The following is a 12,223-nucleotide window of genomic DNA, read 5'->3' as shown; positions in this document are numbered from 1 at the left end:
CACAGATTCAATCTGTGCGAAGGAGGGACGGCACAGAGTCCGTCCCCTACAATTTTGGATGGAACTATGAAGGGAATAATTCGAAAAATAACAATTATGAACTTTGTTCTATTTCTAATACTTCTTATGTTTATGAGTTCTGGATGCAAACCAACTTATCCCAAGACAAAAGTTTCCGATTCCATTATAAAGCTGTGCAGGGATGAGTATAATACCGAAGTAAAAGTGAAGACAATGGGCAAGACCCTGGGAGTCCATATGCCCGTGGATAACTTATTGGACAGTTCCTTGCAGCCCTCAGAGGAATCATTCGAAAAACTGGGTAATGTCCTACACGTTCTATCGAGAGTTGCTCTTTCTACGAATGCAGATTTAGAATTCATAACCTTAGTGGCAAGTGATTCTAAGATTTCTGGTTTTGAATTAGTTCTTACCAGATACGTGGAGGACATTAAGAAATTTATGGTAGGGGATATTTCTCGAGGGGAGTATATGAAGAGGATGCTTTTCGAAACGAGAGTTGACCCTTTGGTTCTTCTTTCGGATTTAGTATCTAAGGATAAGAAAGGGCAACCTGAAAGCGAGGAATTCTCAATCGAAGAAGTTCATTTGCCAGACTTCTTAGCCAAACAGATTTCCCGGAGAATAGAGGATAAATTTAAGGAAGATAAACATTTGAAGGGAAACTTTAAAGTGGTAGCTGTGAACGGCGAGTTCAGTCCCAAAGTTCCAAATTTAGAAAGAGGTATTTTAAAATTTACTTTAGACATCATTAAAAAAGGAGAGATGAGTAATCCTTTACCAGAATGGACCGGCCCTCCGCCTGCCGACGCCTTTTCCCTTGTTTGGAGAGGAGTGCGGAATGGACTGGCGAACCTGAAGAAAAGACGACAGAAGAAGTTTAACAAGGAAGATATCTTACCCATTTCTCTGGAAACTGTAAGGAGGATGCTCCGAAGATACAATTTCAGAGATTTTGGAGAAATCGAAATCTTAGATACCAACACCGGAAAAACTTTAACTGTGGAGTAGCGAAACTTGTTTCGCGATTGATTAACGCAGAGCAAGCTCTGCTACTCCAACAAGACGTCCCGATGAATCGGGGCTACTCCTATTATGGAGAAAGGCAATGGGACTGTCGGAATTTGCTGTAAAAAGACCAATAGCTATATTGATGGTATTTGTGGGGCTCATCATAATAGGGGGTATCTCGTTAACCCGTCTATCAGTTGAGCTTATGCCAAATGCAAGCTACGGAATTGTAACCGTCAAGATAAACGTGCGCGGTGGAATGCCCCCTGAAGACATAGAATCTCTGGTCACCAGACCCGTGGAAGAGGCAGTGAGTCCTGTCAAACACTTAAACCACATTATATCCACTTCCAAGAAAGAATCCTCAACCGTGATGCTCACTTTTGAACCGGGCACTAATATGAAGTTTGCTGCCTTGGAAGTCCGTGAAAAGATTGGACAAATAAGGAACAAATTGCCTGAAGAGATTGAGAAACCAGTAATTGAGCGCTACGATGAAGCAGATTTCCCGATTATGATTCTGGCTCTCACAGGAACTGGCCACACCCCGGAGATGCTCCGCAAAATAGCAGAAGAAAGAATGAAGGAGCAGCTCAGTAGAATCAACGGTGTAGCAAATGTAGAGGTGCGAGGCGGCAGAGAGCGTAAGATTCTGGTGGAAATTGACCAGGCTCGCCTGCAAGCTTACAACTTGCCAATAAAAAAAGTCATAGCAACTCTAAATCTCAGTAATATCAACCTGCTGACAGGAAGTATAGATAAGAGAAAATACAGGTATTTAGTTAGAACTATGGGAGAATTTAAAAATGTAAAAGAGATAAAGAAGTTGGGAATAATGGTAACTCCCGGGGGTTCCATAATTCGCTTAGAAGATATCGCTGATGTAAAAGATTCCTACCTTGAGCCGGAAGCTTATGCCCGATTGAACACCCGTCCGGTAACAGCACTCTATATTCATAAAGAGTCGACAGCCAATACCGTACGGGTAAGCAAAGCAATTAAGAAAGAGTTGGAAAAGATTAAACTTAACCTGCCCAGAGAAGTAAACATTGTTACTGTATCCGACCAGGCAGTGTTCATAAAACAATCGATAAAAACTGTCTGGACTTCTCTTCTTTTTGGCGCCTTCTTAGCCGGAGCAATCCTATTCCTTTTCCTTAAAGATATAAAACATATCTTTGTCATTGTTGCAGTAATTCCCATCTCAGTAATGCTCGCCTTCAGTTTAATGTACTTTCGGAAGATAACTCTAAATGTGATGACTCTTAGCGGACTTGCCCTGGGAATCGGCATGCTCCTGGATAATTCGATTGTGGTATTGGAGAATATTTTTAAGCATAAAACAAAACTGGCAAAGGAAAATGACCAATCAATTCAAAAAGGAATTGAATCCCAGCCGAGCCAAAAGCAGGTTTCCATTAAAGCCAGCAGGGAAGTTATCCTACCAATTGTAGCAGGAACTATCACTACATTAGTTGTGTTCCTGCCCATTGTTTTCATCAACAAGCAGGTGGAGATACTCTACAGCGGATTAGCTTTAACCGTAACATTCTCTCTGGTAGCTTCTCTATTTGTTGCCCTCACTCTGGTTCCTCTTCTCTCTTCCAGAATTCCTCTTCACCCCGTGAGAAAAGGTGCCGTCCAGAAGGGCGGGCTCCTTAAGTTCTTCGGTCTCTTACGGAAGAGGGATGACAGGGAAAATTATGGAGAAGAGACGATAGAATCTAAAGCTCCATCCGAATTTTCTAACGGGGTTTACGGAGAAAATAAACAAGAACCCAGGCCCGAAGAGAAGCTTCCGTCTCCCCAAAGCCGAAAGAGAAAACTTGCTTTGAAGTTTCCAAAGTTACATAATCTTTACAGGAAGACTCTCGCCTTTACCCTGCGCAAGCGGTATATTGCTATTGCGGGTCTAGTCGTTCTCTTTCTCCTTTCACTCATAATCTACAGGAACTTCTTAGAAAAGGATTATATGGGGACTACTGAACAGAGCGAGTTCACCATCTTTGTAGAACTTCCTTCGGGAGCTAAGCTTGAAATTTCCGACCAGGTGGTCTCCGAAGTAGAAAGCATGCTCACCACTATCCCTGAAATTAAGGGGGTAACTAAAACTGTTACAGCAAGAGTTGAAGGCTGGTCCTCCAAAGTCTATATTACACTTGTGCCTCGCTCAGAAAGGGTGCGCACGGTGCAGGAAGTCATAGATACCTTGCGTCCCCATGTAAAGAAGATAGGTGAAATCTACGATACTTTTATCTATTTCTCAGAGCCCCAATCGGCAAGTGAGGTCTTCCTTGATATTTACGGTTACGACTATAACGTTTTAAGGGACTTAGCCATCTCCCTGGCAAAGAGGATGGGAACTGTAGCCGGGCTGGCAGACGTAAAGTTAAGATATAAACCGGGAAGGCCGGAAATGAGATTTAATGTGGATAAACAGAGGGCTGCCTACTTTGGCTTAAGCGTGAGGGACATAGCCGAAATAACTCATGCCCAGATGAGAGGTCTAAGGGCTACCTATTTCCACGACAAAGCCCGTCAGGTAGAGACCATCGCCCGGCTGGATGAGAGACACAGAAGGAATTTTGAGGACTTAAGAAAACTCACTCTGGACACTCCCACAGGAACCCAGATTTACCTGGAACAGATAGTAGATTTCAATTTCGCCCTCTCGCCAAGTGAAATCTGGCGAAAGGACAAAAGCCGCATGATTCAGGTCAGTGCCCACAGGGGAAGGTTAGCCCTGGGAACTGCTGTAGACAGGATTAAGAAGAGTTTAGCCAATATAAAACCACCCAAGGATTACTACTATGAGTTCGCCGGAGACTACCAGGAGATGGTCCAGAACGAGAAGGAATTTAAGTTCGCTCTCTGTGTAATGGTGATTTTAGTGTTTATAGTCCTTGCTTCTCTATTTGAATCTTACTCTCAGCCACTTATCATTATGGTAACCGTTCCCATGGCAGTCATCGGGGCCGTCTTAGCCCTATTTATAACGCATAAACCGGTCACTATGGGTGTTTTCATTGGACTAATTATGCTCGGCGGGATAGCGGTCAATAACGCAATTATTTTAGTCGACCGCATAAATCATCTTAGAAGAAAAGAAGAAGTTGTTCTTGATGGAACCAATTTGAATGGAGGGGAAATTCTCAGGAGAGAGTCTTTAAAGGCTATACTTAAAGCAGGCGGAGACAGATTAAGACCAATTCTTATGACCTCCCTCACCACCATCCTCGGCTTACTTCCCATGGCGTTGGATAGAAGCGAGAGTTCCAGCCTTTGGTCTCCCTTAGCAATTACTGTCATCGGGGGACTGGCCGCTTCTACAATCCTGACTCTATTTATTGTGCCTGCCTTTTATATGATATTTGAAGACGTAAAGAGAGTAATCAGACTTACCCATGGCGCTTGAGAATCTCTGGCAGGCGAGCACTAAGACTACTTCCGTTCTAAGAGTTCTCTTGTCTTTCGCGTATTCTCTTCAATATCTGAAAATAAGAGTAATACTTCAGAAACAGTGTAAAGAAGGAGAAAATAGATAACACCCAATACCAGTGCGAGAAGACTGGTTGCCCTTGGTGTCTCGGGCGTGCCTCCAGCAATAAGGATGATAACGAAGAAGATAATACCCAGCCCGCCGACTACAAAAGCCAAAACTTTAAAAGTCTTCCGCAAAAGTCCCAATGTTTTATACTTTTCTGCCACTCAACTCACCTCCTTTTGCACGGTTAAAACCGTGCCTATCAATGTCATTGCGAGCGACTGAAAGAAGCGAAGCAATCTCGAGATTGCTTCGTCGCTTCCGCTCCTCGCAATGGGCATAATACTTAAATAGTGTTGCTATTAAAAACAGTAACTATATGTTATTATTGAAGAAAAACGCTGTTTTTTACTCGATTATTAAAACCGTTTAATAAAAGGACGCTCATTAGCAATGTATTGCCTGATATGTTCCATTATCTGGAAGAGCCAAATATCCCAGCAACAACTAATGCTATAGAAAGCTTTTATTCACGGCTCAAGGCCGATTATAGAAGGCATCGCGGGCTTACTCAAAAACACAAAATTAACTACTTAAAATGGTACTGTTATTCCAAAAATAGCAACACTATTTAAGTATTATGCCCGCAATGACAGCATAGTCATTGTAGCAAACTACTTTTGCCAATTCCTATATCAAAACTTTTTGCAGTTTATCATAATTCAAATAATATTGTCAAGAAAAATCTCAGAAAAATCTCTGGATATGATGAGCTATGGATTACATCGGAAAATATTAGTGTAGGGATGCAAGGTTAAATTGAAGAGGCAAAAAGGCTGGGAATCTTGATTCGCAGATTTGATCCAGTTAATCAGAGGTTGTTAGAAATTTTATAAAAACCATTTGACATTCTCCAATTTTTTTATTATAATATCTAATAACCAGGTATTAGATACTTTATTGAATTAATTGGAGAGTGTCCAATGAATGCAAGAAATAATCAAAAGCATACTCGGTTAGGTGTGGAAATGGTGAGAAAGTTATCTGAGGACGGAAAGCGCATATTTACCACACAAGATGCACGAAAGGTTGCATCTTTTTGTGGAATAGCAGATAGTTATGTGCTTGAATCCTTGCACCATCTTTCAAATACTGGCTGGGTAGTCCGTCTTAAGAGGGGCCTATATGTTATCTCCTCATCTTTTCCGGGTATGACCCCCATCCATGAATTTGAGATTGCCATGGCCCTGGTTCATCCAGCTGCGATAAGTCACTGGTCTGCCATGCATTTTCATGGGATGACAGAACAGGTACCACAAAGAGTATATGTTACAACTACTCAGGCAATCGTTGGATCAAGGTCAGCCAAGGACCGAGATAAGAATCGGAGAAGTTTCAGCAGAGAGATAAACGGTGTCTTGTATGAGTTTGTTAGGGTAAAGCCTGAAAGATTTTTCGGCGTTAAGGATTATTGGGTTGGAGAAGCTAAGGTGACCATAACCGACCCTGAAAGAACTCTCATAGATGGACTTATTGCTCCCAAGCACTTTGGTGATTGGGCGGAAGTCTATTCTGCATTTGAATCCCATTTTTCTGAGCTTGATTTGAATAAGATGGTTGACTATTCTTTACGACTCGATGCTGCTGTGGTGAAGAGATTGGGTTGGATATTTGAAAAGCTGAATGCAGAAAATTCGATATTACAAAGGCTTGAAGATGTTCCTATTAAGGGATACCGGATTCTTGACCCTACAGGACCCAGAAAGGGACATTGCAACAAGAGATGGATGATTCAGGAAAATCTTCCCGGAAGGACAATCAGATGAAACCATTAAGAAAAAGACTTGAAGAAGCAAGGAAGAATACAGGACTACCATGGGAGATAATCGAGCGCGATTATATTTTATCTTGGGTTTTAGCAGGTATTGGAGTCAATGAGAAATTGCGTAACGATCTTATCTTCAAAGGCGGAACAGCCTTAAAGAAATGCTACTTTGGCGAATACAGATTTTCGGAGGACCTTGATTTTACTGCTAAGGAAAGTATCCCAAGGGGAGACAAGCTTGAAAAAGAAATTCAGAAAACTTGTGGGTTAGCTACTGACCTGGCTCAAGAATTTTCTCCTCTTGAATTAAGGGCAGACAGATACACAGAGAAGGAACCCCATCCCACTGCTCAAGAAGCCTTTAATATAAGAGGTAAATTTCCCTGGCATCATGAATTTCTGGCAAAGGTGATGATTGAGATTACTGTGGATGAACCAATAAAGACCGAACCTATAATGAAAAAGATAATTCATGGTTATGGAGAAGAAATTTCTCAGGAAGTATTTGTATATTCGCTTGAAGAGATTATAGCTGAGAAACTGCGGGCTTTGTTACAACACCTTCAAAAACTGGAAGATCGTGGCTGGAGTCGATCACGAGCAAGGGATTATTATGATCTTTGGAAAATATTGAATCATCACCCTGACCAGGTAAGGATGGAAATTTTACCAAGTCTCTTTTTAGAAAAATGCAGGGTTCGGAAAGTTGAGTTTAAGGGACCTGAAGAATTTTTCAATAAAATTTTATTAGATTACGTTGAGCGGACTTGGGAGCAATGGTTAGGCCCACTGGTTCCTGATTTACCATCATTTAATCCTGTTATAGACAATCTTAAGCAGAGCCTTTTTAATTTATTCAAATCTGGCAAGTACTGATTTTACTTTTACCGAAGGCAAAAAGATGAAGATATTTAACAGAGATGCGGCTGGGTGGGTTTGGTAGGGAAATTGCTTTGTTGGGCCGGCTCGACCTGGAGAGCTGGTGACTTTTTAAATTCATAGTGTCTTTGACTATACCAATTCTCTTGAAGAAGCCTATGCTAAAAGAGAGCAAATAGCTATTGATGGTTGGCAATACAGATGAAGATACTTTCGGGCCTTAGTTAAGTTTCTATTTAGTAAATATTTTCCATATATGGTGGCCTTTTGAGGCAACAAAGATAAACACATTCCTAGAGCCGGTAACTCTGAATTAGTAAGTACCTAAACGGGATTTTAGGTCAAAATAAAATTTTTTGACCACTTATCGTCGCCAAAATGTCAAAATCTTGCTACAAATTCGGGAAAGCCTCAAAAATCCTTAAGGTCTTTTATTACTTTTTGCCTCTGCGCCGTTCCATTTCCGCTTGCAGCTTGATGATAGCGCGACGAGCTTTTTTGTGTTCAGGATCCAGTTTCAGAACTATCTGCCACTCTTTCATCGCCTGAGAAAGGTCTCCATGAGCGTAAGCCACCAATCCATCCTGGTAATGCATGGCAATTAACTCTTCTTTCTCTTCGTCCGTAGTGCCGGTCTTTTCCAGTTCCTTTACATATTCTTCAATTTCTTCCTGATAGTCAGAATATCCCACCCCTTCCCCGGATATCTTCAATCTCTCTTTGGCTTTGGCAATATATCCTTTGGCACCTTTGTGTGAAGGTTCCATCTTTAATACTTCTTCCCACTGCCTGATGGCTTCTTTGAATCCTCCTGCCAAATAGTAGTTTATCCCCTGTCTGTAATAGACCTCTATCTTCTCTTCTTCAGGATTTCTTGCCGTGCCTTTCCCTCCCTTGCCTTGAGAGTTTGCACGGGCAATTTTATCTCTCGCTTTCTTTAAATACTCCTTTGCCCCACTATGCGTAGGGTCTATCTTGAGCACTTCCCTCCATTCTTCAATCGCCTTGTTAAACTGCCCTTCAGCATAATAATCTATCCCCCGAAAATAGCGCTTGTCTACAGTTTCCCGAAGCCTCATCGCTCTTTCCTCCTTCTTTATCGCAGTTACCTTTTCTTTGGCTTTGTCAAGGAGCTCTCGAGCTTTCCTATGTTGGGGATTAAATTTTATGACTTCTCCCAGCTGTTTAATTGCTTCATTAATCTTCCCTTTATTATACTGAGCCAAGCCATCGCGATACAGAACCTCCGCTTTCTCAAATGATTCTTCTTCTTGCCTTCGCTTCTTGGCAATTTTGATAAATTCGGAAATCTCTTTGTTTGATGGGTCAATCTTAAGCGTATTCTCCCATTGAGAAATCGCCTTCCCCCACTCACCTTTAATATAGAAGACTGTCCCCTGTGCATAATACAACTCAGCAACAGTTTCAAATTCTCCTTTATTCACAATCTCTTCCAGCCGCTTTCCAATCAGTTCAAGATACTTCTTTGCCTCTTTATGTTCTGGTTCGATTTCCAACGCTGCATTAAATGCCTCACCGGCCTTCAAAAACTCACTGCGTTTGTAATGTCTTATTCCCTTATCATAACTCTCTTTTATTTTCTTCTTCCGTTCAGCAATTACGGCCTTGGCTCTCTTCAGAATCTCTTTCCTCTCAGATTCCCTTCTGGCCTCCACTTCCTCCAGAAATTTCCTCCCCGCTTTTTCCAGATAATACTTAGTTTGTTTATTATTGGAGTCCAAAAATAGAGCCTCTGAGAAATTTTCCATTGCCGATTTGTAATTTCCTGCTTCATAATCTGCCAGGCCCTGCTTAAAATATTCTTCAGAAGACATCGTCTCGGCAGGTAAAATTTCCGAGGGAATATAACTCAAGGCCAACAAAAGAAAGAAGACCAGGAATAGTATCTTATAGCTTAACTCATGAACGTGAAATCGACTTCGCCTGAACATACTTAACTCCTTGGCATAAAATTAACCACCACAATCCATTATATATTTTACTACAATAATGTTACACTGGTGTTACAAAATTGTTACATTTTTGTTAATTTTTGGCAAGCGTTTTTTAAGTGGGTTAATTTGGGGGAATGTTGGTGAGAAAAAATTGTAGCCGTCCCGATTCATCGGGATAGGCACGGTTTCAACCGTTGTCCTTTTCCAGACTTCTTATCTTATTTAACAGATTATCAAAATCGATCGGTTTAAATAAGTAGTCAACCGCTCCCATCTGGATTCCTCTCTTTTTGCGAATTCCATTAATTACCGATATCATCATCACTGGAATTGAATTTAGTGCCTCATCTCTCTTGAGAGCTTCCAGCACTTCAAAGCCATCCATCTCAGGCATAAGCACATCTAAGGTAATAAGGTCTGGAGCACTTGTCCTGGCCTTCTCCAAAGCCTCTTCGCCGCTTAAGGCAAGAATTGCCTCATACCCTTCCGCTTCCAAATTAATCTTGATCAGATACCCCACTGGGAATTCATCATCAATAATTAAAATTTTTCGCAGTTTCATGATAACCCCCCTTCAAAAATATAGATTTTTATGGGGAATTTTATATAAAAAATGCCGGATCCCCCCCTCATAACGGGTTCCCCATACTCGTTATCGGCAGCCCGGCCGGTTCAACTGCAATGTTGTCTATCGATGTAACCCCGAGGCTTTGCGCCCCCCGATTGCTCAGGGTTTGCCCTTTCGGAATATTTAAACGTTATCAAGAATCTGTTGTAGGGAACGGACTCTGTGCCGTCCCTTCCTTTGGGCTTTCTATGTAGGGGACGGACTCTGTGCCGTCCCTCGGGCGACCACGGAGTGTCGCCCCTACAATGCAGAGCTATCGCTCTGCAGCTACAAATTATGCCTGAATTTCATATATCCACTTTTGAGCCTTAAATTCCTCAAGACGCTCCTCATCCACTACTGGCGCTGCCCGCAGAATAATCGTCCGTTCCCTCTCTATTTGATCCAGTAGCCTTTTTGTTTCCTCTGGACTATATCTCGCATATATTAACCTTCTCAGCCACTCAGGAACCTTACCCTCTATTGCTACAGCCACTCCCTCTTCTGTAGATAATCCTTTTCCCTCTCTCGCTGACTCCGGCACCATCCAGAGAAGCTCCACCATCATCTCTTTTGCAACATCATCTCTCCAGTTATTCTTCTTATCGGTAATAATCCTGATCCCAGTCGCCTCCACATCTGGTCTACCCTCGAGCCTCTTGTTGATAATGGAGAGTACTGCCCTCGTGCTTATCTTAGGAGTTCCTGATATACGTATTATTCCTCCCGCTCCTCTCAGTTCTCGCTCGTCAATTATCAAGTTACTATCTATTGCCCTGACTACAACCTCCCGCGATAGACCGGCTCCAATCATAAAGTTCGTTAACATCTGCTTTATGACTTCCTTCCTTACATGTCTTGTGCTGGAAACAAAGACAAACCCGGCCTTTTTAAGATTCCCCTTTTTCTCTGCATCAATTATCCTCTTCATAACTCCAAGTACTGGCATACTCCCTGGCGTAACCTCAAGCTCCATTTCCATCATAGGCGGAGTGGCCTCTGTGACCGACTTTACCTTCAAGAGATTCTCAACGTGAACCACGAATAAGTTCGTGCCCATACCCTTGCCCTCCTCTGGCTCAACTCCGGGCTTCGATAATGGCTGAGCCGTTGCTATCCCCGAGTCGGCGGTTTTAGCCGGCGATAACCCCCTTTCCGACTTGAAGGTTGCCCGTAGGCTACCCGACTTCCTGGAGCGACTGATTCCCATAAGATAACTGGCGACACTAGCAAATTCTGCAACATAGAATAGCGCGCCAATATCTTCCTCACTTCCCAAAGCAATCTCAGCTACAGGATGGCCTGCTTTCTTTAATTTTCCCGTCACCCTGAAGGGCGACCCACCAAAAACTGGTCGGGCACTCTTCAGAGTGCCGTTCAACCTAATCGCAATGAATGCCGTATTCTTTCCCGTATTCTTTCCATAGCTTTCAGGACTGGCCAACTCCTCTTCCAATATTGGAATAATTCCCTTACCTTCTCTTCCAGTAAATGAAATCATCACTCGCCAGGCCTTAGCGAATCCTTTCAGTTCCTCAGGCAATACCAGAAATACCCGGTTCCGTCCTGCCTTCTTCATAGCTTCCTGCAAGATTAGCAATTGAGCGCCCGGGTTGTTATTAACATCTTTATCCCTGCACATCGCCATACCTTGTTCAATACCTTTCAGGAAACTCTCAATATTCACACCTCTTAATGCCAATAGAATCAGTAATCCTTCAGCGCCATTGAATCTCCTCAGGGATTCCATTTTTTCTGCTTCTTCAAATGAAGACTTCCCGCTTCTTCCTATTCTTATAAAGTGCTCGCTCACTTTAGATTCTATCTCCCCGATAGGGATTCCCCGGCTCCTGTAAAATTCAGTCAACTTCGCCTTCACATATTCATACGCCCGCCCGAAAGAGGAAACAACAAACAGAGTCTCCTCCGGATTTATCTCCCCTGCCACCATAGCCCTTACTGTCTCTTCTCCCATCACTTTTACCGTCTCATAATTTCCCCTCACCTCTTGGACCAATTCTTCAATTTCTCTCACCCTTTCTTTCATCTCCCGGACAACAGGTGTCCATTCTAATGGATTAATCTCCGTATTCTCCTGGTAAGCACTCTGGTTCCCAGATAACCGCGCCATTTCTTCCCTTTCATTCAATTCCTCCACAAGTCCCATTATCTCCGCAACCTTTTCCTCCGGCACTTCTCGCTTCAGAGCTGGAAAAGCAGTCCAGCTCAACCTTATCCGCTCCCTCTCCCTTGCTATCTGCGCCACACGCTTCTCAATCTTGCGCATAACTCCCAGGCCCAAAACCTCAGGCAACCTGACAAATGCCACTTTCACTAAATATTCCCTGGCAATATAGACCTGGCTATAAAATTCCTTAACCAAATCCCTCACCGACTCAGTCATCTCTTTCAATCCAATGGCTCTATACCTCATGGGAATT

The 12,223-nt window shown here is 42.6% G+C and carries 8 protein-coding genes and 1 riboswitch; of the genes, 4 read left to right on the top strand and 4 right to left on the bottom strand.

Annotation, left to right across the window (positions count from 1 at the left end; genetic code table 11):
- The first annotated feature begins 66 nt into the window (after window positions 1-66).
- Together VMW39_03525 and VMW39_03520 are read left to right on the top strand one after the other, a co-directional pair.
- Window positions 67-1,032, top strand: a complete 966-nt coding sequence (locus VMW39_03525) for a hypothetical protein (GenBank protein HUW23081.1) — start codon at window positions 67-69, stop codon at window positions 1,030-1,032.
- A gap of 97 nt (window positions 1,033-1,129) precedes the next feature.
- Window positions 1,130-4,447, top strand: a complete 3,318-nt coding sequence (locus VMW39_03520) for an efflux RND transporter permease subunit (GenBank protein HUW23080.1) — start codon at window positions 1,130-1,132, stop codon at window positions 4,445-4,447.
- A gap of 26 nt (window positions 4,448-4,473) precedes the next feature.
- Here VMW39_03520 and VMW39_03515 read toward each other — a convergent pair whose 3' ends face one another.
- Window positions 4,474-4,740, bottom strand: coding sequence for a hypothetical protein (locus VMW39_03515; protein HUW23079.1), 267 nt, complete (start codon window positions 4,738-4,740; stop codon window positions 4,474-4,476).
- A 759-nt stretch (window positions 4,741-5,499) separates the two neighbouring features.
- On the opposite strand from VMW39_03515, the gene VMW39_03510 reads away from it, so the two are divergent.
- Together VMW39_03510 and VMW39_03505 are read left to right on the top strand one after the other, a co-directional pair.
- Window positions 5,500-6,342 carry a type IV toxin-antitoxin system AbiEi family antitoxin domain-containing protein gene (locus VMW39_03510; protein ID HUW23078.1) on the top strand — a complete coding sequence of 281 codons (843 nt, stop codon included), beginning with the start codon at window positions 5,500-5,502 and terminating at the stop codon, window positions 6,340-6,342.
- Window positions 6,339-7,217, top strand: coding sequence for a nucleotidyl transferase AbiEii/AbiGii toxin family protein (locus VMW39_03505; GenBank protein HUW23077.1), 879 nt, complete (start codon window positions 6,339-6,341; stop codon window positions 7,215-7,217). The genes VMW39_03510 and VMW39_03505 overlap by 4 nt, the downstream gene beginning before the upstream one ends.
- Window positions 7,218-7,654: 437 nt before the next feature.
- Here VMW39_03505 and VMW39_03500 read toward each other — a convergent pair whose 3' ends face one another.
- The 3 genes from VMW39_03500 to VMW39_03490 all read right to left on the bottom strand — a co-directional run.
- On the bottom strand, window positions 7,655-9,172 hold the full coding sequence (locus VMW39_03500) for a tetratricopeptide repeat protein (GenBank protein HUW23076.1): 1,518 nt from the start codon (window positions 9,170-9,172) through the stop codon (window positions 7,655-7,657).
- 190 nt (window positions 9,173-9,362) lie between these two features.
- The gene (locus VMW39_03495) at window positions 9,363-9,737 is read right to left on the bottom strand and encodes a response regulator (GenBank protein HUW23075.1); all 375 of its coding nucleotides are present in this window, start codon (window positions 9,735-9,737) and stop codon (window positions 9,363-9,365) included.
- 92 nt (window positions 9,738-9,829) lie between these two features.
- A riboswitch (cyclic di-GMP riboswitch) is annotated at window positions 9,830-9,924 on the bottom strand.
- 153 nt (window positions 9,925-10,077) lie between these two features.
- On the bottom strand, window positions 10,078-12,223 hold a 2,146-nt coding region (locus VMW39_03490), incomplete at its 5' end, for a hypothetical protein (GenBank protein ID HUW23074.1).

It is taken from the genome of bacterium (assembly GCA_035530055.1).
Classification (GTDB): Bacteria; UBA6262; WVXT01; order WVXT01; family WVXT01; genus WVXT01.
The sequence above is the reverse complement of the archived record's forward strand: the minus strand, read 5'-3'. Positions and strand labels throughout refer to the sequence as shown.

Coding starts and splice junctions, on each gene's coding strand:
- VMW39_03505 (HUW23077.1), top strand. CDS start 6,339: ATGAAACCATTAAGAAAAAGACTTGAAGAAGCAAGGAAGAATACAGGA.
- VMW39_03510 (HUW23078.1), top strand. CDS start 5,500: ATGAATGCAAGAAATAATCAAAAGCATACTCGGTTAGGTGTGGAAATG.
- VMW39_03520 (HUW23080.1), top strand. CDS start 1,130: ATGGGACTGTCGGAATTTGCTGTAAAAAGACCAATAGCTATATTGATG.
- VMW39_03495 (HUW23075.1), bottom strand. CDS start 9,737: ATGAAACTGCGAAAAATTTTAATTATTGATGATGAATTCCCAGTGGGG.
- VMW39_03500 (HUW23076.1), bottom strand. CDS start 9,172: ATGTTCAGGCGAAGTCGATTTCACGTTCATGAGTTAAGCTATAAGATA.
- VMW39_03525 (HUW23081.1), top strand. CDS start 67: ATGAAGGGAATAATTCGAAAAATAACAATTATGAACTTTGTTCTATTT.